The sequence below is a fragment of the Streptomyces sp. NBC_01198 genome, from assembly GCF_036010485.1.
In the GTDB taxonomy this organism is placed as follows: domain Bacteria; phylum Actinomycetota; class Actinomycetes; order Streptomycetales; family Streptomycetaceae; genus Actinacidiphila.
Window position 1 is genome coordinate 6,330,898 of the sequence record NZ_CP108568.1, and the last position, 25,981, is coordinate 6,356,878.

Annotated in this window: 26 protein-coding genes; 11 read left to right on the forward strand and 15 right to left on the reverse strand. The window is 73.0% G+C overall.

Going from position 1 to position 25,981, the window contains the following annotated elements:
- Window positions 1-21: 21 nt before the first annotated feature.
- The 5 genes from OG702_RS28115 to OG702_RS28135 form a co-directional block, all read right to left on the reverse strand.
- A complete protein-coding gene (locus OG702_RS28115; RefSeq protein ID WP_327291734.1) occupies window positions 22-783 on the reverse strand; it encodes an SDR family oxidoreductase in 762 nt (253 codons plus the stop codon).
- Between the two features lie 3 nt (window positions 784-786).
- The gene (locus OG702_RS28120) at window positions 787-2,574 is read right to left on the reverse strand and encodes a glycoside hydrolase family 15 protein (RefSeq protein ID WP_327291735.1); all 1,788 of its coding nucleotides are present in this window, start codon (window positions 2,572-2,574) and stop codon (window positions 787-789) included.
- A 54-nt stretch (window positions 2,575-2,628) separates the two neighbouring features.
- Window positions 2,629-3,477, reverse strand: a complete 849-nt coding sequence (locus OG702_RS28125) for an SURF1 family cytochrome oxidase biogenesis protein (RefSeq protein ID WP_327291736.1) — start codon at window positions 3,475-3,477, stop codon at window positions 2,629-2,631.
- A gap of 106 nt (window positions 3,478-3,583) precedes the next feature.
- Window positions 3,584-3,835 (reverse strand): hypothetical protein, encoded by a 252-nt coding sequence (locus OG702_RS28130; protein ID WP_327291737.1) that lies wholly within the window; start codon window positions 3,833-3,835, stop codon window positions 3,584-3,586.
- Window positions 3,836-3,947: 112 nt separating this feature from the next.
- Entirely contained in the window at window positions 3,948-4,946 is a 999-nt protein-coding gene (locus OG702_RS28135) for a DEDDh family exonuclease (RefSeq protein WP_327291738.1), read from the reverse strand.
- Window positions 4,947-5,192: 246 nt separating this feature from the next.
- Here OG702_RS28135 and moaA point away from each other — a divergent pair, with 246 nt between their 5' ends.
- Window positions 5,193-6,182, forward strand: coding sequence for a GTP 3',8-cyclase MoaA (gene moaA / locus OG702_RS28140; RefSeq protein WP_327291739.1), 990 nt, complete (start codon window positions 5,193-5,195; stop codon window positions 6,180-6,182).
- Here moaA and OG702_RS28145 read toward each other — a convergent pair.
- The 5 genes from OG702_RS28145 to OG702_RS28165 form a co-directional block, all read right to left on the reverse strand.
- Complete coding sequence (locus OG702_RS28145; protein WP_327291740.1) at window positions 6,165-6,413, reverse strand: hypothetical protein; 249 nt, start codon at window positions 6,411-6,413, stop codon at window positions 6,165-6,167. The genes moaA and OG702_RS28145 overlap by 18 nt on opposite strands.
- A gap of 236 nt (window positions 6,414-6,649) precedes the next feature.
- Window positions 6,650-7,009: a DUF3099 domain-containing protein gene (locus OG702_RS28150; RefSeq protein WP_327291741.1), complete on the reverse strand. Its 360-nt coding sequence runs from the start codon at window positions 7,007-7,009 to the stop codon at window positions 6,650-6,652.
- Window positions 7,010-7,143: 134 nt separating this feature from the next.
- A complete protein-coding gene (locus tag OG702_RS28155) occupies window positions 7,144-7,695 on the reverse strand; it encodes an RNA 2'-phosphotransferase (protein ID WP_327293407.1) in 552 nt (183 codons plus the stop codon).
- Between the two features lie 32 nt (window positions 7,696-7,727).
- Window positions 7,728-9,122, reverse strand: a complete 1,395-nt coding sequence (locus OG702_RS28160; RefSeq protein ID WP_327291742.1) for a metallopeptidase TldD-related protein — start codon at window positions 9,120-9,122, stop codon at window positions 7,728-7,730.
- Entirely contained in the window at window positions 9,119-10,642 is a 1,524-nt protein-coding gene (locus OG702_RS28165) for a TldD/PmbA family protein (protein WP_327291743.1), read from the reverse strand. The genes OG702_RS28160 and OG702_RS28165 overlap by 4 nt, the downstream gene beginning before the upstream one ends.
- Window positions 10,643-10,865: 223 nt before the next feature.
- On the opposite strand from OG702_RS28165, the gene OG702_RS28170 reads away from it, so the two are divergent.
- The 3 genes from OG702_RS28170 (at window position 10,866) to fabI (ending at window position 13,389) form a co-directional block, all read left to right on the forward strand.
- Window positions 10,866-11,774, forward strand: coding sequence for a lytic polysaccharide monooxygenase auxiliary activity family 9 protein (locus tag OG702_RS28170; RefSeq protein ID WP_327291744.1), 909 nt, complete (start codon window positions 10,866-10,868; stop codon window positions 11,772-11,774).
- 119 nt (window positions 11,775-11,893) lie between these two features.
- Window positions 11,894-12,613: a 3-oxoacyl-[acyl-carrier-protein] reductase gene (gene fabG / locus OG702_RS28175; protein WP_327291745.1), complete on the forward strand. Its 720-nt coding sequence runs from the start codon at window positions 11,894-11,896 to the stop codon at window positions 12,611-12,613.
- A gap of 5 nt (window positions 12,614-12,618) precedes the next feature.
- On the forward strand, window positions 12,619-13,389 hold the full coding sequence (gene fabI, locus OG702_RS28180; RefSeq protein WP_327291746.1) for an enoyl-ACP reductase FabI: 771 nt from the start codon (window positions 12,619-12,621) through the stop codon (window positions 13,387-13,389).
- A 31-nt stretch (window positions 13,390-13,420) separates the two neighbouring features.
- Here fabI and OG702_RS28185 read toward each other — a convergent pair whose 3' ends face one another.
- Window positions 13,421-14,116 (reverse strand): FadR/GntR family transcriptional regulator, encoded by a 696-nt coding sequence (locus OG702_RS28185; protein WP_327291747.1) that lies wholly within the window; start codon window positions 14,114-14,116, stop codon window positions 13,421-13,423.
- Between the two features lie 22 nt (window positions 14,117-14,138).
- Here OG702_RS28185 and OG702_RS28190 point away from each other — a divergent pair, with 22 nt between their 5' ends.
- The 4 genes from OG702_RS28190 (at window position 14,139) to OG702_RS28205 (ending at window position 16,750) form a co-directional block, all read left to right on the forward strand.
- Window positions 14,139-15,437: a CynX/NimT family MFS transporter gene (locus tag OG702_RS28190; protein ID WP_327291748.1), complete on the forward strand. Its 1,299-nt coding sequence runs from the start codon at window positions 14,139-14,141 to the stop codon at window positions 15,435-15,437.
- Between the two features lie 43 nt (window positions 15,438-15,480).
- Complete coding sequence (locus OG702_RS28195) at window positions 15,481-15,603, forward strand: SGM_5486 family transporter-associated protein (protein ID WP_327291749.1); 123 nt, start codon at window positions 15,481-15,483, stop codon at window positions 15,601-15,603.
- Between the two features lie 275 nt (window positions 15,604-15,878).
- Window positions 15,879-16,088: a hypothetical protein gene (locus OG702_RS28200; protein WP_327293408.1), complete on the forward strand. Its 210-nt coding sequence runs from the start codon at window positions 15,879-15,881 to the stop codon at window positions 16,086-16,088.
- 140 nt (window positions 16,089-16,228) lie between these two features.
- Window positions 16,229-16,750, forward strand: coding sequence for a SixA phosphatase family protein (locus OG702_RS28205; protein ID WP_327291750.1), 522 nt, complete (start codon window positions 16,229-16,231; stop codon window positions 16,748-16,750).
- Between the two features lie 60 nt (window positions 16,751-16,810).
- On the opposite strand, the gene serB is transcribed toward OG702_RS28205, so the two are convergent.
- Window positions 16,811-18,061, reverse strand: a complete 1,251-nt coding sequence (serB, locus tag OG702_RS28210; RefSeq protein ID WP_327291751.1) for a phosphoserine phosphatase SerB — start codon at window positions 18,059-18,061, stop codon at window positions 16,811-16,813.
- A gap of 193 nt (window positions 18,062-18,254) precedes the next feature.
- Between serB and OG702_RS28215 the strand changes: the two genes are divergently transcribed.
- On the forward strand, window positions 18,255-20,855 hold the full coding sequence (locus OG702_RS28215; RefSeq protein ID WP_327291752.1) for an FHA domain-containing protein: 2,601 nt from the start codon (window positions 18,255-18,257) through the stop codon (window positions 20,853-20,855).
- 78 nt (window positions 20,856-20,933) lie between these two features.
- Here OG702_RS28215 and OG702_RS28220 read toward each other — a convergent pair whose 3' ends face one another.
- From OG702_RS28220 to OG702_RS28230, 3 genes are all read right to left on the reverse strand, one after another.
- Window positions 20,934-21,788, reverse strand: coding sequence for a transglycosylase SLT domain-containing protein (locus OG702_RS28220; protein ID WP_327291753.1), 855 nt, complete (start codon window positions 21,786-21,788; stop codon window positions 20,934-20,936).
- A gap of 252 nt (window positions 21,789-22,040) precedes the next feature.
- Window positions 22,041-23,099 (reverse strand): S-adenosylmethionine:tRNA ribosyltransferase-isomerase, encoded by a 1,059-nt coding sequence (locus OG702_RS28225; RefSeq protein WP_327291754.1) that lies wholly within the window; start codon window positions 23,097-23,099, stop codon window positions 22,041-22,043.
- A gap of 47 nt (window positions 23,100-23,146) precedes the next feature.
- On the reverse strand, window positions 23,147-23,905 hold the full coding sequence (locus OG702_RS28230; RefSeq protein ID WP_327291755.1) for an SDR family NAD(P)-dependent oxidoreductase: 759 nt from the start codon (window positions 23,903-23,905) through the stop codon (window positions 23,147-23,149).
- A 227-nt stretch (window positions 23,906-24,132) separates the two neighbouring features.
- Between OG702_RS28230 and OG702_RS28235 the strand changes: the two genes are divergently transcribed.
- The gene (locus OG702_RS28235) at window positions 24,133-25,287 is read left to right on the forward strand and encodes a GAF domain-containing sensor histidine kinase (RefSeq protein WP_327291756.1); all 1,155 of its coding nucleotides are present in this window, start codon (window positions 24,133-24,135) and stop codon (window positions 25,285-25,287) included.
- Complete coding sequence (locus OG702_RS28240; RefSeq protein WP_327291757.1) at window positions 25,280-25,924, forward strand: response regulator transcription factor; 645 nt, start codon at window positions 25,280-25,282, stop codon at window positions 25,922-25,924. Before OG702_RS28235 ends, OG702_RS28240 begins: the two co-directional genes overlap by 8 nt.
- Window positions 25,925-25,981 lie beyond the last annotated feature (57 nt).

A 25,981-nucleotide genomic window follows, 5' to 3' on the forward strand; every position in this document is an offset into this window, starting at 1 on the left:
CCGGGCGCTGGACGGGCCCGGTCACAGCGCCTGCGTGGCGCCTCCGTCGACGGGCAGCATGACCCCGGTCAGATAGGAGGCGGCCGGCGAGAGCAGGAAGGCGGCGGCGCGGCCGAACTCCTCCGGCGTCCCGTAGCGCCGCAGCGGGATCCGCGCCGAGGCGCGGGCCCGCGTCACCGCCGGGTCGCCGTGCAGCGCGTCGAGTTCGCGTACGCGGTCGGTGTCGATACGGGACGGCAGCAGCCCGACGACCCGGATGCCGCGCGGACCGACCTCCGCGGCCAGCGTCTTGGCGAAGCCGGCCAGGCCCGGGCGCAGGCCGTTGGAGATCACCAGACCCGGGATGGGCTCGCGGACCGAGCCGGACAGCACGAAGCCGATGACCCCGCCCTCGCCCAGGCAGGCCGCGGCGGCCCGGGCGATGCGGACCGCGCCGAGGAAGACCGACTCGAAGGCGCCCTGCCAGTGCTCGTCGCCCACGCCGGCCGCCGTGCCCGGGGGCGGCCCGCCGACGCTGATCAGCACACCGTCGACGGTGCCGAAACGCGTTCTGGCCGTTGCCAGCAGCAGTTCCGCCGTCCCGGGGTCGGCGTTGTCCGCGACAACGCCCAGCGCCCGGTCGGGGCCGCCCAGTTCCACCGCGGCCGCGTCGACGGTGGCGGCGTTGCGCCCGGAGACCACCACCATCGCGCCTTCCGCGGCCAGTTCGCGGGCGGCGGCGAGCCCGAGGCCCCGGCCGCCGCCGGTGACCACGTACACCCGGTCCTTGAGTCCGAGATCCATCCCTCAGCCACTCCTCTTGTCGAGGCCCGCCAGCGCCAGCGCGGTGTTGACCAGGCCGACGTGGCTGAACGCCTGTGGATAGTTTCCCAGTTGGCGCCGGGCGACCGGGTCCCACTCCTCGGCCAGCAGCCCGACGTCGTTGCGTACGGCCAGCAGCCGTTCGAACAGCCGGGTGGCCTCGTCGGTGCGCCCGATGGCGTGCAGCGCGTCGGCGAGCCAGAACGAGCAGGCCAGGAAGGCCCCTTCACTGCCGGGCAGGCCGTCGACGTTGGCGGCGTCGGGGGAGTAGCGGCGTACGAAGCCGCCGTGGTCCAGCTCGCGCTGCACCGCCTCGACGGTGCCGATCACCCGGCGGTCGGTGGGGGGCAGGAAGCCGACCAGCGGGATCAGCAGCGTGGCCGCGTCCAGCTCGGTCGACCCGTAGGACTGCGTGAAGGTGTTGCGATGGGCGTCGTAGCCCTTCTCGCAGACCTCGGCGTGCACCTGCGCCCGCATGGAGCGCCACAGTCCGGCGTTGCCGCGCAGCTGCGGATGGGCCTCCACGGTGCGCACCGCGCGGTCCGCGGCGACCCAGGCCATCACCTTGGAGTGCACGAAGTGCCGGCGCGGGCCGCGTACTTCCCAGATGCCCTCGTCCGGCTCGTGCCACTTGGACTCCAGGAACTCCATCAGCATCCGCTGCAGGTTCCAGGCGTGCGGCTCGTCGCGCAGCCCGCTGCTCCTGGCCAGGTACAGCGAGTCGAGGACCTCGCCGTAGACGTCCAGCTGGAGCTGGCCGGCCGCCGCGTTGCCGACCCGGACCGGCGAGGAGTTCTCGTACCCCTTCAGCCAGGGCACCTCGTACTCCGTCAGCCGCCGCTCGCCGGCGATGCCGTACATGATCTGCAGGTCGGCCGGGTCGCCGGCGACCGCCCGCAGCAGCCAGTCGCGCCAGGCCTTCGCCTCGGTCAGGAAGCCGCCGGAGACCAGGGCGTTGAGAGTGAGGGCGGCGTCCCGCAGCCAGCAGAAGCGGTAGTCCCAGTTGCGCACCCCGCCGATCTCCTCGGGCAGCGAGGTGGTCGCGGCGGCGGCGATACCGCCGCTGGGCGCGTAGGTGAGGGCCTTGAGGGTGATCATGGAACGCAGCACGGCCGACCGCCACGGACCCTCGTAGCAGCACCTGTCGGACCACTTCTGCCAGTCCGCCACGCTGTCCTCCAGTGCGGCGAAGGGGTCCATCCGGCGCGGGCGGGCGGCGTGCGAGGGGTGCCAGGTCAGGACGAAGGCGACCTTCTCGCCCTCCGCGACGGTGAAGTCGGAGTAGGTCCGCATGTTCTTGCCGTACATCGGCAGCGGCGGCTCGGTGCGCAGCCACACCGCGTCGGGCCCGGCGACGGCCACCCGGTGGTGGTCGGCGCGGCGCACCCAGGGCACCACGCTGCCGTAGTCGAAACGCAGTGTCAGCTCGCTGCGCATCTCGACGGTGCCTGAGACGCCCTCGACGACCCTGATCAGGTCAGGGGCGTGGTCGCGCTGCGGCATGAAGTCGGTGACCTTCACGGTGCCGGTGTCCGTCTCCCAGACGGTGTCCAGCACCAGGGTGTCGCCGCGGTAGGACCGCCGGCTGCACAGCGCCCCGTCCAGCGGGGCGATCCGCCAGCTGCCGTTGTCCTTGTCGCCGAGCAGGGCGGCGAAGCACGCGGCGGAGTCGAAACGCGGCAGGCACAGCCAGTCCACCGACCCGTCCCGGCCGACGAGCGCGGCGGTCTGCAGGTCGCCGATCAGCGCGTAGTCCTCGATACGTCCTGCCACGGGTCCGCCTCGCCGCCTTGTGGGTGGTGTCAGTCGAGTCTGATGGTGCCGCGGCTAGACCGCTACTGGAACGCTGCTCTCCGGCTCCTGCGGCGTCCCCGACTGCTTCTTGCGGGCCGCGAGCACTTCGGCGCGCTCCCGGCGCAGCAGCACCACCCAGCCCACCGGGACCATGGCGGTGAACAGCCACCACTGGATGGCGTAGGCCATGTGCGGGCCGATGCTGCTGTGGTCGGGCGGGGGGATCCGCTGCGGCTGGCCGTGCGGGGGCTCGGGCGAGGTGGACGCCAGCTCCAGGTAGCCGCCGACCACCTGCTCGGGCAGGCCGCCCGCGGCCTTCACCGCGCCGGCGTTGATCAGCATGATCTGCCGCGACGGCAGCCCCCTGTGGTCCCGGATGCCGGTGGAGGAGGTGGACTCGTCGGGGCGCAGCCGCCCCACCACGGTCACCTCGCCGGACGGCGGCGGGGTGATCTCCGGGAACTTCGTCGGGTCGTCGCCCGGCGAGATCCAGCCGCGGTTGATCAGCACCGCCCGGCCGTCGTCCAGGATCAGCGGGGTGACGACGTGGTAGCCGACCTCCTCGCCGCCGCCGGAGGAGTCGTCCGACCCGGAGTTGCCCGCGGTGCGGTGCCGGGCGACGACCTGGTGGGCGGTGTCGTAGTGGCCGGTGGCGGTCACCATGCGGTAGAGGTCCTTGCGCGGTACGGCGTAGCCGGGTGAGGTCACCGACTCGACCGGGACCGGGGTGGCCTTCAGGCCGGCCGCGATGATCCTGTTGTTCGCCACCCGGTGCTCATGGCGGTGCAGCTGCCAGAAGCCCAGTCTGATCATCACCGGGATCAGCAGCAGACCGACGAGGGTGAGGATCACCCATTGGCGGGACAGCAGGAAGCGGTACACCCCACGACGGTACAACTCGGCCGCGGGGCGTTCGCCGGTAGGGGGGTCGGTCGGGTCGGGGTGCGCCGGGGCGCGGCCCGGCGGGCCGGACCGCGACCGGCGGGGCTCAGGCGTGCGTCGGGGTGTCGGCGTGGTCGACGATGCCGGCGCCGCCCTCCGCCCTGGCGCAGTGGCCGCAGCAGTAGAAGCTGCCGTCCACCTCCACGCCGTGCCCGATGATCTGCACCCGGCAGTGCTCGCAGATCGGCGCCAACCGGTGGACGGCGCACTCGAAGCAGTCGAAGACGTGCACCGCGCCCTGGGCGTGCACCTCGAAGCTCATCGCATAGTCGTTTCCGCAGACTTCACATCGTGCCATGAGGCACAGGCTGCGCGGCCCGGGCGGCCCCGGCAATCCGGCGGTTGGCGTGTCGCCCGGCTGCCACCCGGACGGCCGTGCGGCGCACCTGGACGGCGGCCCGGGGCGCCGGTCAGCCGTGGACGCCGGACGCCGGGGTGACGGCCTTGAGCAGTTCGGTGAACTCCCGCTCGCCGATCACCGGCGTCCCGTAGGCGCGGGCCTTGACCGCCTTGCCGGTGGGGGAGTCCGGGTCGTTGGCCACCAGGACGCTGGTGAGCCGGCTGACCGACGAGGCGACGTGCAGCCCGGCGTCGGTCGCCCGGTCCTCCAGCAGCTCGCGGTCTATACCTGTGTCGCCGGAGAAGGCCACCCGCATCCCCTGGACCAGCGGCCCGTCCGGCGCCAGCCGCCCGGGGTTCGGATACGGGCACGCCGGGCGCCTGCGGGCCGGCCGCCAGCCGGAGCGCGGGCCCGAGCCGTACAGCGCCCCGTACCGCGGCGCGGGGACCGCCGAGTCCACCCACTCCGTCAGCGGGCGGCAGGTGTGCAGCGGCAGCGGCAGTTCGGCCGCGGCGGCCAGGTGCAGGCTCGGCCGGAAGGCCTCGGCCAGCACCCGGGCGTCGTCCAGGGCGTGGTGGGCGCGCTGCTGGACCACTCCGTAGTGCGCGGCCAGCGACTCCAGCTTGTGGTTGGCCAGCGGCAGCCGCAGCTCCTTGGCCAGCACGATGGTGCACAGCCGGTGGTCCACCGGCGCGGCGGACCGCGCCCTGGCGTACTCCCTGGCCAGCATCGACCAGTCGAAGACCGCGTTGTGCGCCACCAGCACCCGCCCGGCGAGCCGTTCGGCGAGCTCGCCGGCGATCTCCGGGAACAGCGGGGCGTCGGCGAGCATCGCGCGGGTCAGCCCGTGGATCCACACCGGGCCGGGGTCGCGCTGCGGGTTGACCGGTGAATACCAGTGGTCCTGGACCTCGCCGCGGGCGTCGAGCCGGTAGACGGCGGCCGACACGATCCGGTCGTCCTTGCCCAGCCCGGTGGTCTCGACGTCGACCACCGCGTAGCCCTCGGGATAGCCCGCGGGCCAGGGCGAAGGGGGCGGCGGCGCGGTCCGGTTGTCCAGCATGGTCATTGAGGATACGGCGCGCCGCCGACAGTGGATCATCCCGTCCGCCCGCCGCGCCGCCGGACGGCGCCGCGGAGTTGACGCAAACGCGTCCGTATCCGGCCCTGGCCGGACGTGGACCAGCGATTTCAACAGTCTGTTGCACATCGGCGCACGGGCCCGCCCTGCCGGGCGGACAGCGCCATGTGCCCGGACACGGCCTAGGGTGGAAGGACCACGGCGCGACCCCGCGCCCGGAGGGAGGCGGAGCCCGTGCTCATCGACACCTACGGACGCGTGGCCACCGACCTGCGCGTCTCGCTCACCGACAAGTGCAATCTGCGCTGCACGTACTGCATGCCCGAGGAGGGCCTGCAGTGGCTCGCCAGGCCCGACCTGCTCACCGACGACGAGATCGTCAGGATGGTGCGGATCGCGGTCACCGACCTCGGCGTCACCGACGTCCGCTTCACCGGCGGCGAACCGCTGCTGCGCCCCGGACTCGCCGGCATCGTCGAGCAGTGCGCCACGCTCGACCCGCGCCCCCGGATGTCGCTGACCACCAACGGCATCGGCCTGCGCAGGACCGCAGAGGCGCTGCACGCCGCGGGCCTCGACCGGGTCAACGTCTCGCTCGACACCCTGCGCCCCGAGGTCTTCCACACCCTGACCCGCAGGGACCGGCACGCCGACGTGATCGCGGGCCTGGCCGCCGCCTCCGCCGCGGGGCTGGCCCCGCTCAAGGTCAACACGGTGCTGATGCGCGGGGTCAACGACGACGAGGCGCCCGACCTGCTCGGCTGGGCCCTGGACCACGGCTACGAACTGCGCTTCATCGAGCAGATGCCGCTGGACGCCCAACACGGCTGGCAGCGCACCGACATGGTCACCGCCGACGAGATCCTGGGCAGCCTGCGGGCCCGCTTCCGGCTCACCCCGGAAGGCGAGACCGTCCGCGGGTCGGCGCCCGCCGAGCGCTGGCTGGTGAACGGCGGCCCGGCCCGGGTCGGCGTGATCGGCTCGGTCACCCGCCCGTTCTGCCGGGCGTGCGACCGCACCCGGCTGACCGCCGACGGTCAGGTGCGCAACTGCCTGTTCGCCCGCGAGGAGTCCGACCTGCGCGGCCCGCTGCGCTCGGGGGCGTCCGACGCGGAGATCGCCGGGCTGTGGAAGGCGGCGATGTGGGGCAAGAAGCCGGGCTCCGGCCTGGACGACCCGGCGTTCCTCCAGCCGGACCGGCCGATGTCAGCCATCGGCGGCTGACCGCCGCCCGTCGCCGGCGTCCTGCTGACGCTCCCACTCGGCCAGCGGCACCACGTCCTTGAGGAAGCCGCGCATGCCGAGGAACTGCGTCAGGTGCTCGCGGTGCTCCTCGCAGGCCACCCAGGTCTTGCGCCGGTCGGGCGTGTGCAGCTTGGGGTTGTTCCAGGCCAGCACCCACTCCGCGGCCGTGCGGCACCCCTTGGCCGAGCAGATCGGCGTCTCGTCGTTCACGCGCCCCAGTAAACCCCACCCCGGCAGGCCCCGGACATGGCGACGCCGGGCAGCCACGGGGGGAGCCGCCCGGCGTCGGTCCATCGCCCCGACGGGGGATGCGGAGCGCTTACGAAGTATGTCATGCACTGACGCGCTCGCGGGAGTGGAACGTCACCATTGATCTGAGCTTTTCTTGAGGTTCCGCTTCCGTGCGGCGCTCGCGCCGATCCGGACCGCCGCGCCCCAGCCGCAGGTCAGGGACGGTCGGTGGGATCGGTGAACGGCTCGGCGCCGCGTTCCGCTCCGGATTCCACTGTGGTTGCCTCAAGCACCGGAACGACCGGCGGGGGGATGTAGGCGGCCGGCGCGACGGGTGCGTTCTCCCGACCGGCATTGGCATAGACCACTGCGACGTACGGCAGCAGCAGGCCGATTCCCAGAGTCGCCCAGGCCAGCGGGCGCTCGACGTTCCACAGCACCACGGTGAGGATCACCGAGACCGTACGGACCGACATCGAGATGATGTACCGGCGCTGCCGTCCGCGTACGTCCTCGGTCAGCCCGGTACGCGCCCCGGAGATCCGGTGGACCTCAGGGCTGCCCTGCTTCCGCATCGCATTCCACCGCCCGCTCGACTGGCCGGGCCGCGCTGCTCACGGGTGGCAGCGCCGCCGCTCCGGCTCGGCACTACGTTACGCCGCGGACCGCCCGCGCAGCAGGGTGGGGGAGGTGCGCGTCTCCGCCTCCGTCAGTCCGCCCGCTGGCGCAGCCACTCCGGCGCCACCGGACCGGTCAGCCACACCCCGTTCGCGCTGACCCGGAAGACCTGGCCGGCGGCGGCCAGCCCCGCCGCGTCCACCGCGAGCACCACCGGACGGCCGTGCCGCGCTCCCACGCGCACGGCCGTCTCGCGGTCGGCCGACAGATGCACGTCCTGCCGGGCCATCGGCAGCAGCCCGTCCCGCAGGATCAGCGGCAGGGTGGCCGTCGCCGTCCCGTGGAAGAGCACGTCAGGCGGCACCGCGGGGGCCAGGCCGAGCTCCACCGCCACCGTGTGCCCCTGACTGGCCCTGATCCGCCGGCCGTCCTCGGAGAAGGCGAACCGCCGCTTGTTGTTGGTGGCGACGACGTGGTCGAGCTCGGCGCGGGTCAGCGGCCTGCCGTGGGCGGCGCAGGCGGCGAGCAGCGCCCCCACGTCCACCCAGCCGCCCTCGTCCAGCGCGACGCCTATCCGCTCCGGCTCGTGCCGCAGCACCAGCGACAGGAACTTCGACGCCTTCACCGTCCGCTTCTCGTCCAGCATCCCCGTGCCCCCCGACCCTCTTCCGCGCCTCAGACGCCCTGGCTGACCGAGCTCATGTTGAAGTCCGGCACCCGCAGGGCCGGCGCCGCGGCCCGGGTGAAGTAGTCGCTCCACTCGCGCGGCAGCGTCCGCTCGCTGCGGCCCGCCTCGACCGCCCGGCCCAGCAGGTCGACCGGCGACTCGTTGAAGCGGAAGTTGTTCACCACCCCGGTCACCTCGCCGCCCTCGACCAGGTAGACGCCGTCCCTGGTCAGACCGGTCAGCAGCAGCGTCGCCGGGTCGACCTCGCGGATGTACCACAGGCAGGTCAGCAGCAGGCCGCGCTCGGTGGCCGCCACCATCTCGGCCAGCGACTGCCCGCCGCCGCCCTCCAGGATCAGGTTGTCGGCCGCCGGCGCCATCGGCAGCCCGGTCAGCGCGGCGCTGTGCCGGGTGGTCGGCAGGTGGCGCAGGGTGCCGTCCCGCAGCCAGTCCACCGGACCGACCGGCAGCCCGTTGTCGAAGACCGACGACTCGTCGCCCGACGCGTGGGCGACCACGAAGGGCGCCGACTCCAGGCCCGGCTCGCCCGGGTCGCTGCGCAGCGTCAGCGGCAGCTCCGAGAGCTGCTCGCCCACCCGGGTGCCGCCGCCGGCCTTGCTGAAGACCGTACGGCCCTCGGCCGCGTCCCGGGCGCCCGAGGACCACAGCTGGTAGATCATCAGATCCGCGACCGCCGACGGCGGCAGCAGTGTCTCGTACCGCCCGGCCGGCAGGTCGATCTTCCGCTCCGCCCACGCCAGCCGCTGCGCCAGCTCGGCGTCCAGCGCCCGCGGGTCGACGTCGGTGAAGTCCCTGGTCGCCGCGCCCGCCCAGGCCGAGCGGGTGCGGTCGGGGGACTTCGCGTTGACCTCCAGCGTGCCGGTCGGCTGGTCGTGCCGCAGCCGCAGCCCCGCCGAGGTGCCCAGATACGTCGAGGTCACCGAGTGGAAGGCGAAGCCGTACAGCTGCCGCCCGCCGGCCCTGGCGGTGGCGAAGGCCTCGCCGAGCGCGGGCGCGAAGGCCGCGAAGACCTCGGAGGCGGTCTCGGCCGGCGCGTCGGTGAAGTCCGCGGACTGCGGCACCCCGGTCACCAGCGGCTGCGCGTCCTCGGCGGGACCGGCCTCGCGGGCCGCCGCCTCGGCCGCCCGCACCAGCGGCTCCAACTCGTCTGCGGTCACCGCGGACCGCGACACCACGCCGGAGGCGGCGCCCTGCCCGCCGTCCACGGTCGCGATCACCGTCAGCGTCCGGCCGCGCGTCACGCCGTTGGTGGTCAGCGCGTTGCCGGCCCAGCGCAGGTTCGCGCTGGACTCCTCGTCGGCGATGACCACGCAGCCGTCGGCTGTGGACAGTTCGAGAGCCCGCTCGACAATCTCGTGCGGCTTCGTCGTCGCCATGCTCATCGCCCCGCCTCCTGGGTGGTGTTGAGAATCCCCACGCCCCGGAAGAGCGCGGAGGGGCAGCCGTGGCTGACCGCGGCGATCTGCCCCGGCTGGGCCTTGCCGCAGTTGAAGGCGCCGCCGAGCACGTACGTCTGCGGCCCGCCGACGGCCTCCATCGACCCCCAGAAGTCGGTGGTCGTGGCCTGGTAGGCGACGTCCTTGAGCTGGCCGGCCAGCCTGCCGTTCTCGATACGGAAGAAGCGCTGCCCGGTGAACTGGAAGTTGTAGCGCTGCATGTCGATCGACCAGGAACGGTCGCCGACCACGTAGATGCCGCGCTCGACCCCGCCGATCAGCTCCTCGGTGGACGGCCCGTCCTGGGCCGGCTGGAGCGAGACGTTGGCCATCCGCTGCACCGGCACGTGGCCGGGGGAGTCGGCGTAGGCGCAGCCGTTGGAGCGGTCGAAGCCGGTGAGCTTGGCGATCCTGCGGTCCAGCTGGTAGCCGACCAGCACGCCGTCCCTGACCAGGTCCCAGGACTGGCCGGCCACGCCCTCGTCGTCGTAGCCGACGGTGGCCAGGCCGTGCTCGGCGGTGCGGTCGCCGGTGACGTGCATCAGCGGGGAGCCGTACTTCAGGGTGCCGAGCTGGTCGAACGTCGCGAAGGAGGTGCCCGCGTAGGCGGCCTCGTAGCCGAGCGCGCGGTCCAGTTCGGTGGCGTGCCCGATGGACTCGTGGATGGTCAGCCACAGGTTGGACGGGTCGACCACCAGGTCGTACGTGCCCGCCTCGACCGAGGGCGCGCGCATCTTCTCGGCCAGCAGGCCGGGGATCGCGGCGAGTTCGCCGTCCCAGTCCCACCCGCCGTCGGTCAGGTACTCCCAGCCGCGACCGACCGGCGGGGCCAGGGTGCGCATCGAGTCGAAGCCGCCGGTGCCGGGGTCGACGCTCACCGCGGTGAGCTGCGGGTGCAGCCTGACCCGCTGCTGGGTGGTCGTGGTGCCCGCGGTGTCGGCGTAGAACTTGTTCTCGTGCACCGCGATCAGCGAGGCGTCGGCGTGCGAGACGCCGTCGGCGGCCAGCAGCCGGCTGCTCCACTCGGCCAGTAGCCCGGTCTTGTCCGCGTCGGGGACGCCGAAGGGGTCGGTCTCGTACGCCGACACCCACGTGCGGTCCGCGTGCACCGGCTCGTCGGCCAGCTCCACCCGCTCGTCGGACCCGGCGGCCGCGATGACCTTGGCGCTGAGCTTGGCCATGGCGACGGCCTGCGAGGCGACCTTCGCCGCCGCGTCCATCGTCAGGTCCACGCCGGAGGCGAAGCCCCAGGCCCCGCCGTGCACCACCCGGACCGCGTAGCCGAGGTCGGTGCTGTCCGAACTCCCGGCCGGCCGCGCGTCCCGCAGCCGCCAGGCCGCGCTGCGCACCCGCTCCAGGCGGAAGTCGGCGTGGTCGGCGCCGAGCGCGCGCGCCCTGGCCAGCGCCGCGTCGGCGAGCGCCCGCAACGGCAGCGCGAGGAATGACTGATCGACCTCATGAGGCACGGCGAACTTCCCTTCGCATCAGCGTGTCCGCAGTGAATCATGCCGCGCCCGGCGGCCGCTGTGCCGCGAATTTCGGCGCGGCGCCTCGCCGGTGCGGGCCCGGGAGCGGCAACGGGCCTTCGTGCGGGCACCCTTGGCTTGGTCCAGACCAATCTCTATGCTCGGGGTACCGCCCTCTCTTGTCCGCACCGCATCACCGCACGCTCGACAAGGAGCCCCCCACATGTCAGTACGCCGCAAGGCCGCCGCCCTCGGCGCGGTCGGCGCCACCACCCTGGTCATCGCCGGTCTCACCCCCGGCTCGGCCAGCGCGCACGGAGCGCTCAGCACCCCGGTCAGCCGGATCTCCGCCTGCTACGCGGAAGGCCCGGAGAACCCCAGGTCCCAGGTCTGCAAGGACCTCGTCGCCGACAGCGGCACCCAGCCGCTGTACGACTGGAACGAGGTCAACATCGCCAACGCCAACGGGCAGAGCCGGACGATCATCCCCGACGGCCACCTGTGCTCCGCCGACCGCGACAAGTACCGGGCGCTGGACTGGGCCCGCACCGACTGGCCGGCCACCCCCGTGCAGGCCGGCCAGACCACCGTCACCTTCCGGGTCACCGCACCGCACCGCGGGGTCATGACGCTCTACATCACCAAGCAGGGCTACAACCCGGCCCAGCCGCTGAAGTGGTCCGACCTGGACAGCGCCCCGATCGCCACCTACACCACCGCGGCCTCCTCGCCCGGCACCTACACCTTCCCCGCCACCCTGCCGGCCCGCACCGGGCGGCAGCTCATCTACCAGGTGTGGCAGCGCTCCGACAGCCCGGAGGCTTTCTACGGCTGCGCGGATGTCGTCTTCGGACAGACCGCGCAGGCGGCGAAGGCGGCGACCGCCGAGGTCGCCAAGGCGCCGACCGACGCCCAGATCACCGCCGGCGAGCCGAAGTCGACCGTCGTGCACCACGGCCACGGCGGTGACGCGCCCGTCACCTCCACCACCGGCAGCCTCGCGACCAGCACCGTGGCCGCGAGCAGCAGCACCCTGGAGACCGCGCTTTCCGGCAGCGCGATCCTGGCCAGCGGAGCCGTCGGGCTGCTGGTCTACAGCCGCCGCCGGGCCGGAGCCCGCAGCCGCGGCTGACGGCGGGCGCTGTAGGAATCCCACAGGGTCGGCCGGAGCAGCCTGTCGGGGCCGATTCCCCGGATCGGTGCCGGGAACGATAGCTTTCACGGAGATACTCACGACTGAGGAGTGATCCGTTGAGCCGCTCGGTTCTCGTCACCGGAGGAAACCGGGGCATCGGCCTCGCCATCGCCCGCGCTTTCGCCGACGGGGGCGACAAGGTCGCCATCACCTACCGCTCGGGCGAGCCGCCGGCCGACCTCGTGGCGCTCGGCGTGCTCGCGCTGCGCTGCGACATCACCGACGCCGAGCAGGTCGAGCAGACCTACAAGGAGATCGAGGCGGCGCACGGCACCGTCGAGGTGCTGATCGCCAACGCCGGCATCACCCGCGACCAGCTGCTGATGCGGATGTCCGAGGAGGACTTCACCGCCGTCCTCGACACCAACCTGACCGGCACCTTCCGGGTGGTCAAGCGGGCCAACCGCGGCATGCTGCGGGCCAGGAAGGGCCGGGTCGTGCTGATCTCCTCGGTCGTCGGCCTGCTGGGCTCCGCGGGGCAGGCCAACTACGCGGCCTCCAAGGCCGGCCTGGTGGGCTTCGCCCGCTCGCTGGCCCGCGAGCTCGGCTCGCGCAACATCACGTTCAACGTGGTCGCACCCGGCTTCGTCGACACCGACATGACCCGGGCGCTCACCGACGAGCAGCGCGCGGGCATCGTGGCGCAGGTGCCGCTGGCGCGCTACGCGCAGCCGGAGGAGATCGCCGCCGCCGTGCGTTTCCTGGCGTCCGACGACGCCGCGTACATCACTGGAGCCGTCATCCCCGTTGACGGCGGATTGGGCATGGGTCACTGAACACCATGAGCGGAATCCTCGACGGCAAGCGCATCCTCATCACGGGTGTGCTGATGGAGTCCTCCATCGCCTTCCACACCGCCAAGCTGGCCCAGGAGCAGGGTGCCGAGATCATCCTGACCGCCTTCCCCCGGCCCACCCTGACCGAGCGGATCGCCCGCAAGCTGCCCCGCCCGACCAAGGTCATCGAGCTGGACGTGACCAACACCGAGCACCTGGCGGGCCTGGAGAGCGTCGTGCGCGAGGAGCTCGGCGGCCTGGACGGCGTCGTCCACTCGATCGGCTTCGCCCCGCAGGACGCGCTCGGCGGCAACTTCCTGAACACCCCGTTCGAGTCGGTCGCCACCGCGATGCACGTCTCCGCGTACTCCCTGAAGTCGCTCACCATGGCCTGCCTGCCGCTGATGACCGACGGCGGCGGCTCGGTGGTCGGCCTCACCTTCGACGCGCAGTACGCCTGGCCGCAGTACGACTGGATGGGTCCGGCCAAGGCCGCCCTGGAGGCGACGTCCCGCTACCTGGCCCGTGACCTGGGCAAGCAGAACATCCGCTGCAACCTGATCTCGGCCGGGCCGATCGGCTCGATGGCCGCGAAGTCCATCCCGGGCTTCTCGGAGCTGGCCGACGTGTGGAACCACCGCTCGCCGCTCGAGTGGAACATGTCCGACCCCGAGCCCGCCGGGCGCGGCGTGGTGGCGCTGCTGTCCGACTGGTTCCCCATGACGACCGGTGAGATCGTGCACGTCGACGGCGGCCTGCACGCCATCGGCGCGTAGGGGCTGCTTCCGTACGGGCGTGGTTGCGGGCTCAGCCCGCCGCCGCGCCCGCCACGTCGCGGAAACGGCAGTGGAAGGCGTGGTCGCGTGCCTCGGCGGCCGCCCGCTCCCCGTCGCCGGCCCGGATCGCGTCGACCAGCCTGGCGTGGTCGAGGTGGTCCTCGGGGCGCAGCTCGGTGCCGACGTCGGCCCGCAGGAAGTCCCGCAGCACCTGCCCGAGGTCGGCGTAGAGGGTGGTCAGCACCTCGTTGTGCGAGGTCGCGACGACCGCGAGGTGCAAGGTCGCGTCGGCCTCGACGAAGGCCTCCGCGTCACCCGAGGCCCAGGCCCGCTCACGCCGGTCGAGCAGCGCGTCCAGCTGCCGCAGGTCCGCCTCGTCGCGGCGGCCGGCGGCCAGCGCGGCCGCGGTGGCCTCCAGCGCCCCGCGCAGCTCGGCGATGTGCAGCTGCTCGGCGCCGGCGAAGCGCCGCTGCATCACCCCGGCCAGCTCGCTGGTGGCCACCACGTAGGTACCCGAGCCCTGCCTGATGTCCAGCAGGCCGTTGTGGGCCAGCGCCCTGACCGCCTCCCTGACCGTGTTGCGCGCCACCCCGAGCCGGTCGACGAGCTCGGGTTCCGTGGGGATACGGCTGCCCACCGGCCAGGCGCCCGAGGTGATCTCGGACCGCAGCCGGGCGATGACCTGGTCGGCGAGGGTGGCGCTGCGGGGCACGGGTCCGAGATTCATCCCATCATTCTATGATGGGCCCATGCGCGATGACGACTCCCTGACCCTCGACCCGCCCGCCGTCCCCGAGACCGCCGCCCCGCACACCGCGCCCCCGCGTGAGTCGGCGGCCGCCGCGCTGCCGCCCTGGGTTGCCACGCTCGCCGTCGCCGGACTCGTCCTCGCCGCCGTCAACCTGCGCCCCGCCGTCACCAGCCTCGGCCCGCTGATGAAGGAGGTCCGCGACGGCCTCGGCATGAGCGGGACCATGGCGGGCCTGCTGACCTCGGTGCCCGCCGCCTGCTTCGCGCTGTTCGGCTTCGCCGCGCCCCGGCTCGCCCGCCGCCACGGACCCGGCGCCGTCGTCTGCGCCGGCATGGTCCTGATCACCGCGGGCCTGCTGCTGCGGCCCTTCGCCGGCGGCACCCCCGCCTTCCTGGCCGCCAGCGCCCTGGCGCTGGCCGGGATCGCCGTCTCCAACGTGCTGATGCCGGTGATCGTCAAGCGCTACTTCCCGCACCGAATGGGCACCGTCACCGGTGTCTACTCGATGGCGCTGTCGCTGGGCACCGCGCTGGCCGCCGCGGTGTCGGTGCCGCTGACCGACGCCATGGGCCACGGCTGGCGGCTCGGCCTGGGCGTCTGGGCGCTGCCCGCCGCGCTGGCCGCACTGGTCTGGCTGCCGCTGGTACGGGACCGGTCCGCCGCGCCCCGCACGGCCGCCGCCCCGGCAGCGGCCGCTGGCGCAGGAAGCGGCGAGCACGGGCGGATCACCCGCAGCCGTACCGCCTGGATGATGGCCGCCTTCTTCGGGCTCCAGAGCACCGCCGCCTACGTCACCATGGGCTGGATGCCGCAGATCTTCCGGGACGCCGGGATATCGGCCGACCAGGCGGGCCTGCTGCTGGCGGTCACCATGGTGATGGGCGTGCCGCTGTCCCTCGCGATGCCGCAACTGGCGGCCAGGATGCGCTCGCAGGGCCCGATCGTGGTGGTGCTCGGGCTCTTCCAGGTGGCCGGCTTCGCCGGCCTGTGGGCCGCGCCCGCCGCCGCCCCGTGGGTGTGGGCGCTGCTGCTGGGCGTGGCGAACTGCGCCTTCCCGCTGGTGCTGACGATGATCGGGATGCGCTCGCGGACCGGCGCCGGCGTCGTCCGCCTGTCGGCCTTCGCGCAGAGCACCGGCTACCTGATCTCGATCCCCGGGCCGATCCTGGTCGGCGCGCTCAACCAGTCCTCAGGCGGCTGGGGCCTGCCGATCGCCCTGATGATCGCGCTGGTCGTCCCGCAGGTGCTGTGCGGGGTGCTGGCCGGCCGCAACCGGCACATCGAGGACGAACTGTGACCCCCGGCGCGGTCCGCGGCGGCACCGGTGCCAGACTGGACGCATGCCCGTACTCGAACCGAATCCCCCGCAGCCGCAGCGCAAGCTGCTGACCCTTTTCGGCCTGATGATGGGGGTGCCCGCGATCGTCGCGGTGGTCGCCATCATCGCCGCACGCATGGGATGACCGCGATCCGGCGGCCCGCCGTGAGCCGGCCGCCGTGCCGGTGAGCTGACCGGCCGTCAGCGCCCGTACCGCCGACCCCGACCCGGGGGGTGGGGACAACCCCACCATCCCTAGGGGGTCAGGGTCAGGGTCAACTGGGTGGACGGCCGGATGGGGCGGCCCGCCGCGCCCCCGTAGCGTCGAGGTGCAGCCGGACAACGGCACTTCGACGGTTCACCACGGAGGCGGTCAGCGTGACCACACAGTCCCCCCACCTGCAGGCCCGGCAGGCCGGGATCGGCGCCCAGACCCCTGCCGCGCGCCGGGCCGACGGGGTGCAGACCCGGCTGCCGTGGTGGGCGGTGGCGCTGCCCGCGCTCGCCTTCGCCGCGCTGCTCGCGCTGATCAGCGGCGGCAGCGCCGACGCGTCCACCGCGGCGCCCACCGGTGACGTGCTGTCCCGGCTCGTCACCGCGCTGCCCGACGTCCTCCGTCACATCCTGTGACCATCCCGGCGCGCCAGCGGTACACCGGGGCGGACACGCAGCGTGACGGGCTTCGCGGGCGTGCCCGGTGAAGGCCCGGGAGGGCCGGTGATCACGGCCATCCCGCGCCTGACTGCGGGTTTTCTGGAAAGCTGAAAGGCATGACCGTCGATTCGCCCCGCACCATCGTCCTGCTCCGGCACGCCAAGGCCGACTGGCCGGCCGTCCCCGACCACGAGCGGCCACTGGCCGACCGCGGCCGGCTGGACGCACCGATGGCCGGCCGCCGCCTCGCCGACGACGGCATCGCCCCCGACCTGGTGCTGTGCTCCACGTCCGTCCGCACCCGCGAGACCTGGAAGCTCGCCGCGCACGAACTGCCGCACCGGCCCCGTACCGTCTACGAGGAGCGGCTCTACGACGCGAGCCTCGGCCAGCTGATCACGCTGCTGAGCGAGACCTCCGACGAGGTCGGCTCGCAGCTGGTGGTCGCGCACAACCCCGGGATGCACGCCCTCGCCGAAGCCCTCACGGGCAGTGCGGACAGCGACGCGCTGGCCCGGATGAAGTCCGGCGGCTTCCCCACCGCGGCGTTCGCGGTGCTCACCTTCACCGGCTCGTGGAAGTCCGTCGAGCACGGCGTCGCCCGGCTGACCGCGTTCTGGACCCCGCACGAGGCCTGACCCCCCTGCAATTCGTGACTCCGCACGATTCGTGACCGCGCGCGAGGGGGCTGCCTCGGGTCAGTACGTCTCGTCGCCGTCGACCTCGTCCGCCGCCTCGATCTCCTCGCGGGTGATGCCCAGCAGATACAGCACGGTGTCGAGGAAGGGCACGTTCACCGCCGTGTCGGCCGCCTGGCGCACCACCGGCTTGGCGTTGAAGGCGACCCCCAGACCCGCCGCGTTGAGCATGTCCAGGTCGTTGGCGCCGTCGCCGATCGCCACGGTCTGGCTCAGCGGCACCCCGGCCTGCTCGGCGAAGGCGCGCAGCAGCCTGGCCTTGCCCGGCCGGTCCACGATCGGCCCGACCACCCGGCCGGTCAGCCGCCCGTCGGCCACCTCAAGTGTGTTCGCGGCGGCGAAGTCCAGGCCGAGACGGTCCCTGAGGTCGTCGGTGACCTGGGTGAAGCCGCCGGAGACCACGCCGACCTGGTAGCCGAGCCGCTTGAGGGTGCGGATCAGGGTGCGGGCGCCCGGGGTCAGCCGCACCTCGGCGCGCACCTTGTCCACCACCGACACGTCGAGGCCGGCCAGCAGCGCCACCCGGGCGTGCAGCGACTGCTCGAAGTCCAGCTCGCCGCGCATCGCGGCGGCGGTGACCTCGGCGACCTCCGCCTCGCAGCCGGCGTGCGCGGCGAACAGCTCGATCACCTCGTCCTGGATGACGGTGGAGTCGACGTCCATCACCACCAGCCGCTGCGCCCTGCGCTGCAGCCCGGACGGCACCACCGCGACATCGACCCCGCGGGCCGCCGCCTCCACCGCGAGCGCCGAGCGCAGCGCCGTCGGCTCGGCGCCGGACACCGCGAACTCCACCGCCGTGACCGGATACTTCGCCAGCCGGAAGATCCGGTCGATGTTGCCGCCGACGCCGGTGATCACCGCTGTTATGGCCGCCGTCGACTCGGCGGTCAGCGGGCTGCCGAGCACCGTGACATGCGAACGCCCCTCGCCGCGCGGCCGGTTGTCGCCGATCCCGGAGATGATCTCGGCCTGCATCCGCAGGCTCTCGGCCCAGCTGTGCACGGTGGCCCGCAGGTCGCCCTCGGTGCCGGTGCCCGGCGCGGGCGCGGTCACCAGCGCGCACAGCACGATCCGGCCGCGGGTCACCACCTGTTCGATGTCCACCACGTGCACGCCGTAGGCGGCGAGCGTGTCGAACAGCCCGGCGGTGATGCCGGGGCGGTCCTTGCCGTAGATCTTGACCAGGAGGGTCGGCACGTCCGCTGCGGGAACGGCGGCGACAGGCGCGGCTTGCGAGGCGTCGTTCATGGTCCCTCCACGGTATCCGCCCGGCCGCCGCCGATGCCCAACCGTCCCGCGTGCCGGACAATCCGCAGGCGGGGGGACCCGGAGCGCGTTCGCGAGGGCGCTTTCTGTTACGAGACCGGGGCCTGCGATAGTTCCTCCCGATGTTCGCTATCCCTAGACTCCCCTTCATGGGGGACATCACGGGGGACAACACATGGGGCTTGGGGTGCCTGAACTCGTACTCGAATTGAACGGCCGAACCTGGACGCTCGACGCCTCCCGGTCCTACAGCCTCGGGCGCGACCCGCAGGCCGACCTCGTCTGCGACGACCCCCGGGTCTCGTGGCGGCACGCCACCATCCGCCGTGGCGACCGCGGTTGGGTGATCGAGGACCAGGGCAGCACCAACGGCACCTTCGTCCACGGTCAGCGCGTCCAGCAGACCGAGGTCGGTCCCGGCGCCACGGTCAGCCTGGGCAACGCCACCAACGGCCCGCAGCTCAGCTTCACCGGCGGCACGCCGGTCGCGGCGGCCGGCGGCGAGGCCTACGGAGTGCAGGGCGCGCAGGCGGGGCAGCCGCAGCAGCTCCACCAGCAGGCGCCGCCGGCACAGATACCGCCGCGGATACCGGCACAGACACCGCCGCAGGCCGGGCCGGTCCCGCCGCCGTACATACCGCCGCACGCCCAGCAGGTACAGCAGGCCCAGCCGCAGGCCGTACCGCCGTACCAGCAGCCGCCGGCGCCGCAGGGCGTACCGCAGCAGCCGCCCGCGAGCGGCGCGGCGCCCGGGCAGGGCGACCGCAGCCCGACGACCTTCCACCAGCTCGCGACGGGCCGGGTCATGCGGATCGGCCGCGCGCTGGAGAACGAGCTGGTCGTCATCGACCTCCAGGTCTCCCGCCACCACGCGGAGTTCCGCGCGCACCCGGACGGCCGCTACGAGATCGTCGACCTCGGCAGCCACAACGGCACATATGTCAACGGCCAGCCCATCCAGCGCCACCTGCTCGGCCCGAACGACATCGTCGGCGTCGGCCACAGCACCTTCCGGCTGGTCGGCGACCGGCTGGAGGAGTTCGTCGACACCGGCGCGGTGTCGTTCTCGGCCCGCCGGCTGTCGGTGACCGTGCCGCACGGCAGGACCACCAAGACGATCCTCAGGGATGTCTCCTTCGGGGTGCCGGAGAAGTCGCTGATCGGCGTGATCGGCCCTTCGGGATCCGGCAAGTCGACACTGCTGCGCGCGCTGACCGGCTACCGGCCCGCCGACCAGGGCGAGGTGCTGTACGACAACCGCAACCTCTACAAGCAGTTCGCCGAACTGCGCCAGCGCATCGGCCTGGTGCCGCAGGACGACATCCTGCACAAGGAGCTCCAGGTCAAGACCGCGCTGCGGTACGCGGCCAAGCTCCGCTTCCCCGGCGACACCGCCACCGCCGAGCGCGAGGCCCGCATCGACGAGGTGCTGCGCGAGCTCAAGCTCGACATCCACGCCGACAAGCGCATCACCTCGTTGTCCGGCGGCCAGCGCAAGCGGGTCTCGGTGGCGCTCGAACTGCTCACCAAGCCGTCGCTGATCTTCCTGGACGAGCCCACCTCGGGCCTGGACCCGGGCATGGACCGCGATGTGATGAAGCTGCTGCGCGGCCTGGCCGACGACGGCCGCACCGTCCTGGTGGTCACCCACTCGGTGGCCGAACTGGCCCTGTGCGACAAGCTGCTGGTGATGGCGCCGGGCGGCGCCGTCGCCTACTTCGGGCCGCCGGACGAGGCGCTGAACTTCTTCGGCTACGACAACTGGGCGGATGTCTTCTCGGCGTTCGAGACCTACCGCGACTACGACTGGATGGGCCGCTGGCGCGGCTCGCAGCACTACCAGACCTATGCCGCGGACCTCGACGCCGTGGCGCCGCAGGCCGCGCCCTACATCCCGCACCAGGTGGCCAAGCCGCCCAAACCGCAGGCCTGGGGCCCGCAGTTGTGGACACTGGTCCGCCGCTACCTGTCGGTGATCGCCTCAGACCGGGGCTTCATCGGCCTGATGCTGATCCTGCCCACCGTGCTCGGCATCGTCAGCGTGCTGATCCCGGCGAGCAACGGACTCGGCTACGGGCCGGAGAAGTCGCTGCGCGCGAACCGGGACGCCGGCACCATCTTGATGATCATCGCGGTCGGCGCGTGCTTCGCGGGCGCGGCGAACTCCGTCCGCGAGCTGATCAAGGAGCGGGTCATCTACGAGCGCGAGCGCGCGGTCGGACTGTCGCGCTCGGCGTATCTGATGTCCAAGGTCATCGTGCTCGGGCTGATCACCGCGCTGCAGGGCGCCATCATCTGCGGGATCGGCTTCGCGCCGCGCAGCAAGATGCCCGACGAGGGCGTCATCCTGCACAGCCAGCCGGCGGTGGAGATGACCCTGGTCATCATGGCGTTCGGCTTCACCTCGATGATGGTCGGCCTGATCATCTCGGCGCTGGTGAAGACCGCGGAGAAGACCATGCCGCTGCTGGTGATGTTCGCCATCGTGCAGATCGTCTTCACCGGGGTGCTCTTCCAGCTCTACGGCAAACCCGGTATGGAGCAGGTGGCCTGGCTGATGCCGGCCCGCTGGGCGGTCGCCGCGGCCGGCTCCACCGCCGACCTCAACACGCTGCTGCCGTGGGACACCACCCGCAGGACCCATGACGCGCTGTGGGTGCACAGCGCCGGCACCTGGACGCTGGACGTCGTCGTGCTGCTGGCGATGGCCGTGGTGTGCGGTGTCGCCGTCGCCCGCCTGCTGCGCCGGCACGAGCCCGAGGTCATGCGGAAGTAGCGGAAGCTATCGGCAAGAGCCGGTATGCGAAAGGGCGGTGGGACTCCTCGGTCCCACCGCCCTTTTGCAGGCGCCGGATCAGTACGCCGAGTTGACGTTGTCCATTCCGCCGTAGACGTGCCAGGCGTAGTTGCAGGCGGCGGCGATATTCGCGACCGGGTCGTAGATGTTCCACGAAGTACCCGACACGTGGTACGCGTTGAAGGTCGGGTCGATCGTCTGCAGCAGGCCCTTGGAGGGAATGCCGTTCTGGGCGTTGATGTCCCACAGGTTGATCGCGTTGGGGTTGCCGGAGGACTCCCGGATGATGTTCCGGTAAATGCCGTTGTAGGTCGGCACCGGGATGTTGTGCGCGGCCAGCACGGAACGCGCCTCGCGGATCCAGCCGTCGAGGTTGTCCGGGTAGGTCACCTTGGCGGGCGCGGCGACCTTGACGGCCGCCTTCTTCACCGCGACGGTCTTCGCGGTGACCTTGAGCGCGGGGCGCTGGACGGAACGGGTCGCGGCCTGCCTGGCCTTGGCGCGCTCGGCGGCCCTGGCGGCGGTCCTCGCGGCGGCCCTCTTCTTCTCGGCTGCGGCCGCCGCGGCCTTCTTCTCGGCGGCCGCGTGGGCGGCCGCCGCCTTCTTCTTCGCCGCCGCGTCGGCGGCGGCCTGCTGCTTGGCGGCGGCGTCGGCTGCGGCCTTCTTCTTGGCCGCCGCGTCGTCCTTGATGGCCTGCTGCGAGGCCAGACCCGCCTGGGCGTCAAGGCTCTTGACCTGCTGGCCGGATTCCACCGAGAACCCGGTCGGGTCGCCCTTGGCTTCAGCCGAACCACCGGTCGCCTGGAGACCGGTGACGGCCAGGACAACAGCAGCCGCGGCGGCGGCACCGGCCGCCGTGATCTTGTGTTTCTTGGACAGTCGGCCGATCTTCGGGATCGTGGGGAGCTGCATGGAATGGACCTCTTCCGGTTGCGGACCTGAGAATTCTTAGGGGCTCGCAAAACGGGGGTCAATGAACCTCGCTACGAATCGAATTCGTAGACGGCCGGCCGCCGGGGATCGATTTCCCTTATCGGCGGGCGCCTTTCCGGTCCCGGTATTCCACTAGGCGGCTTAGTATGTGACGTACGTCCTATAGGTCACCTCACACGACAGCGACCCCCCGGTCGCTTGCGGTGACCGGGGGGGTGCTTTATGTGACCTTTATGGAAGCAGCAGATTGACGTCGCCGAATTCGTGCCAGCGGTATCCGTGCCCCAGCGCCTCGGCGTAGACCCGCTCCAGCAACTCGTCGCCGGACACCGCCCGCAGCATCAGCAGATGCGAGGCCTCCGGCTCGTGCAGCCCGGTCAGCAACCCGTCGACCGCGCGCACCCCGCGCTCCGGGGTGATCACCAGTTCCGTCCAGCCCCGCGCCGGGCGCACCACCCCGCGCCGGTCCGCCGCCGTCTCCAGCGCGCGCACCGCGGTGGTGCCCACCGCGATCACCCGGCCGCCGGCCGCCCGCGCCGCGTTGACCTGCCAAGCCGTCGCGGCCGGCACCGTGTAGGGCTCGGCGTAGGGCGGCTCGTACGCCTCCGCCGAGGCGACGCCGGTGTGCAGCACGATCGGGGCGATCTGCACCCCGCGGCAGACCAGTTCGGTCACCAGCGCGGCGGTGAAGGGCCGGCCCGCGCTCGGCATCTCCGCCGAGCCCAGGCCGTCGGGCGACGCCGTGGCGAAGACCGTCTGATGGGCGGCGAGCGGCTGGTCGCGCTCGGTGTAGGCGTAGCGGATCGGCCGCCCGTGCCGCTGCAGATGGCGCACCGGGTCGGCCATCGACGGCGACGCCACCCACAACCGGTCGCCGCACGGGTCCAGCGGCTCGTCGAGCACCAGCTGCTCCCCGCCGGACAGCCGCACAACCGCCCCCGCCGGCCCGCCCGCCCTGCGGACCGTGGAGCCCCGGCCGTCGGGGTCGCGGACCTCCACCACCCAGCGCCCGTCGCCCCGCCGGGTGGAGAAGTGCACCACCACCGGCTCACCGCCCAGCTGCCCGTCCAGCGCGGCGGGCAGCGTCCGTGAGGTGTTCACCACCAGCACGTCGCCGGCCCGCAGCAGCCCGGGCAGCTCGCGGAAGGCGTGGTGCCCGACCTCGCCGCTGCCCTGCCGGCCGACCAGCAGCCGCACCCCGTCCCTCCGGGCCGGAGGCGCCGTCGCCAGCGACTCCGGCGGCACCCGGAAGTCGCGCAGAATGTCCGAAGCATGCCCGGTGTCCGCCATGACTCCTATTCCCCTTATATAGGGGTCTGCGTTCCGGCTCATCGCGTTCACCGCCCACCCGCCAGTCCCGAGGCCGTGTAGCGGCCGCTGGCCGCCCCCTCGTCCAGCGGCCGCAGCAGGACCGGCGCCACCTCCTCGGGCAGCGGGCGCGCGGCGAAGTCCGGGTCGTCGGGCACCGCCGCCGCGTACAGCGCGGTCCGCAGGTCGCCCGGGTCCACCCACCACACCCGCAGCCCCGGTTCCTCCACCGCGAGCACCGCCGACAGGTGGTCGAGCGCGGCCTTGCTCGCCCCGTAACCGCCCCAGCCGGGGTACGCCTCCACCGCCGCGTCCGAGCTGACGTTCAGCACGCTGCCGCCGGCCGCCCGCAGCTCCGGGAGCGCCGCCTGCACCAGCGCCAGCGGCGCTGTCACGTTCACCTCCAAGGCCGCGCGCAGCCCCGCCACCGGCAGCTCGGCCAGTGGCACCAGCGGCTCGGCGCCCAGCGCGCTGGCGTTGTTGACCAGCAGGTCCACCCCGCCCAGCTCGCGCGCCGCCGCCACCAGCGCCGCCCGGTGCGCCGGGTCGGTGACATCGCCGGGCACCGCCCGCACCACCGCCGTACTCCCGCCGCCCCCTTCGTGCCCGCCCCCTTCGTGCCCGCCGCCTGCGGACTCCGCCGCCGTACGCTCCAGACCCGCCGCCGCCGACCGCAGCGCCGCCCCGTCCCGCCCGTCGAGCACCAGCCGCCAGCCGCGGCCCGCCAGCTCCGCGGCCAGCGCCCGGCCCAGCCCCCTCGATGCCCCCGTGATGACCGCTACCGGCATGATCCCCGCCCTCGTCGTCGATGGTCGCCGTGAGCGCCGCCCGGCGCCCCGGAGCGGCCGGCCGGCTGCCCGGCCCCCGCTGGCCCCACCGTAGGAACGCCGCCGCGCCGCCCGCCTCGGCCGGCCGCCCTACCCGCCGCGGTCACAAGGGCGTAGGTCGGCGTACCCAGGGCCGCTCGGCCTTGCGGCGCATCCGCGCGGCGGCCCCGCGCCGGTACGGTGGAGGCATGCCCAGCAGGCCCCCCAGAGGCGGAATCGAAGCGGTCAGCGCCGCGGTCCTGGCGATGAACCGCCGGCTCGAAGTACGCGAGGTCCTGCAGACCATCGTCGGCTCCGCCCGCGAACTGCTGGCCGCCGAATACGCGGCCCTTGGCGTGCCCGACGACCACGGCGGCTTCGCGCAGTTCGTGGTGGACGGCGTCAGCGACGAGGAGTGGAAGGCCATCGGCCCGCTGCCCCGGCAGCACGGCATCCTCGCCGCGATGCTGCACGAGGCCACCCCGCAGCGCCTGGACGACGTCCGCGACTTCCCGAGCTTCGCCGGCTGGCCGCGCCGCCACCCGCTGATGAAGGACTTCATCGGCATGCCGGTGATGGACGGCGAGGACATCCTCGGCGCCCTCTTCCTGGCCAACAAGATCTGCCCGACCCGCCCGGAAGCGGGCAGCCACGGCTTCACCCAGGACGACGAGGACCTGCTGCGCATCCTCGCCGACCACGCGGCCATCGCGCTGACCAACGCCCGGCTCTACGAGCGCAGCCGCGAGCTGACGCTGGCGGGGGAGCGGGCCAGGATCGCCCACGAGCTGCACGACGCGGTCTCCCAGAAGCTGTTCTCGCTGCGGCTGACCGCGCAGGCCGCGGCCGCGCTGATCGACACCGACCCGGCCCGTGCCAAGGGCCAGCTGCGGGAGGTCGCCGGGCTCGCGGCGGAGGCCGCGGACGAGCTGCGGGCCGTCGTGGTGGAGCTGCGCCCCGCCGCCCTCGACGACGACGGCCTGGTCGCGACGCTGCGCACCCAGGCCGAGGTCCTCGACCGGGTCCACTCCGCCGGCGTCACCTTCCGGGCCCGCGACGTCCGCGCCCTGCCCGCCTCCCAGGAGGAGGCCCTGCTGCGGGTCGCCCAGGAGGCCATGCACAACGCGCTGCGGCACGCCCACGCCTCCGCCGTCACCATCACCCTCGAAGGCCGCGGCAAGGGCGCGAGGCTGCGGATCAGCGACGACGGCAGGGGCTTCGACCCCGGCTCCGTCCGCCGCGCCGGCCGGCACCTCGGCCTGGTCTCGATGCGGGACCGGGCCGGCGGCGTCGGCGGCACACTCACCGTGCAATCGGCGCCCGGCAAGGGCACCGTGATCGAACTGGAGGTGCCCGGTGGCTGACAAGGTGATCCGCGTGCTGCTGGTGGACGACCACCAGGTCGTACGCCGCGGCCTGCGCACCTTCCTGGAGGTCCAGGGCGACATCGAGGTGGTCGGCGAGGCGGCCGACGGCCAGGAGGGTGTGGCCCGCGCCGAGGAGCTGCGGCCCGACGTCATCCTCATGGACGTCAAGATGCCGGGCACCGACGGCATCGAGGCGCTGCGGCAGCTGCGCGACGCGCAGAACGCCGCCCGGGTGCTGATCGTCACCAGCTTCACCGAGCAGCGCACCGTGGTGCCCGCGCTGCGGGCCGGCGCCGCCGGATACGTCTACAAGGACGTCGACCCGGTCGCGCTCGCCGACGCCATCCGCTCGGTGCACGCAGGACACGTCCTGCTGCAGCCCGAGGTTGCCGGCGCGCTGCTCTCCCAGGACCAGCCCGGCGGCTCCGGTCACGGCCGGGGCAACGCGCTGACCGAGCGCGAGCGCGAGGTGCTCACGCTGATCGCCGACGGCCGCTCCAACCGGGAGATCGCCCGGGCGCTCGTGCTGTCGGAGAAGACGGTGAAGACGCACGTGTCGAACATCCTCATGAAGCTCGACCTCGCCGACCGCACCCAGGCCGCCCTGTGGGCGGTACGCAACGGCGCCGGCTGACCCGCGCGCCCCCAGGAGCACGCGCCGGTGCCCGGCGCCACCCGCCGGCCTTCCCGC

Bases quoted from the DNA above. Each gene is read 5' to 3' on its own strand.
- OG702_RS28115 (WP_327291734.1), bottom strand. From the start codon at position 783: ATGGATCTCGGACTCAAGGACCGGGTGTACGTGGTCACCGGCGGCGGC.
- OG702_RS28130 (WP_327291737.1), bottom strand. From the start codon at position 3,835: ATGGCACGATGTGAAGTCTGCGGAAACGACTATGCGATGAGCTTCGAG.
- OG702_RS28135 (WP_327291738.1), bottom strand. From the start codon at position 4,946: ATGACCATGCTGGACAACCGGACCGCGCCGCCGCCCCCTTCGCCCTGG.
- OG702_RS28150 (WP_327291741.1), bottom strand. From the start codon at position 7,009: ATGCGGAAGCAGGGCAGCCCTGAGGTCCACCGGATCTCCGGGGCGCGT.
- OG702_RS28160 (WP_327291742.1), bottom strand. From the start codon at position 9,122: ATGAGCATGGCGACGACGAAGCCGCACGAGATTGTCGAGCGGGCTCTC.
- OG702_RS28170 (WP_327291744.1), top strand. From the start codon at position 10,866: ATGTCAGTACGCCGCAAGGCCGCCGCCCTCGGCGCGGTCGGCGCCACC.
- fabI (WP_327291746.1), top strand. From the start codon at position 12,619: ATGAGCGGAATCCTCGACGGCAAGCGCATCCTCATCACGGGTGTGCTG.
- OG702_RS28185 (WP_327291747.1), bottom strand. From the start codon at position 14,116: ATGAATCTCGGACCCGTGCCCCGCAGCGCCACCCTCGCCGACCAGGTC.
- OG702_RS28190 (WP_327291748.1), top strand. From the start codon at position 14,139: ATGCGCGATGACGACTCCCTGACCCTCGACCCGCCCGCCGTCCCCGAG.
- OG702_RS28195 (WP_327291749.1), top strand. From the start codon at position 15,481: ATGCCCGTACTCGAACCGAATCCCCCGCAGCCGCAGCGCAAGCTGCTG.
- OG702_RS28205 (WP_327291750.1), top strand. From the start codon at position 16,229: ATGACCGTCGATTCGCCCCGCACCATCGTCCTGCTCCGGCACGCCAAG.
- serB (WP_327291751.1), bottom strand. From the start codon at position 18,061: ATGAACGACGCCTCGCAAGCCGCGCCTGTCGCCGCCGTTCCCGCAGCG.
- OG702_RS28215 (WP_327291752.1), top strand. From the start codon at position 18,255: ATGGGGCTTGGGGTGCCTGAACTCGTACTCGAATTGAACGGCCGAACC.
- OG702_RS28220 (WP_327291753.1), bottom strand. From the start codon at position 21,788: ATGCAGCTCCCCACGATCCCGAAGATCGGCCGACTGTCCAAGAAACAC.
- OG702_RS28225 (WP_327291754.1), bottom strand. From the start codon at position 23,099: ATGGCGGACACCGGGCATGCTTCGGACATTCTGCGCGACTTCCGGGTG.
- OG702_RS28230 (WP_327291755.1), bottom strand. From the start codon at position 23,905: ATGCCGGTAGCGGTCATCACGGGGGCATCGAGGGGGCTGGGCCGGGCG.
- OG702_RS28235 (WP_327291756.1), top strand. From the start codon at position 24,133: ATGCCCAGCAGGCCCCCCAGAGGCGGAATCGAAGCGGTCAGCGCCGCG.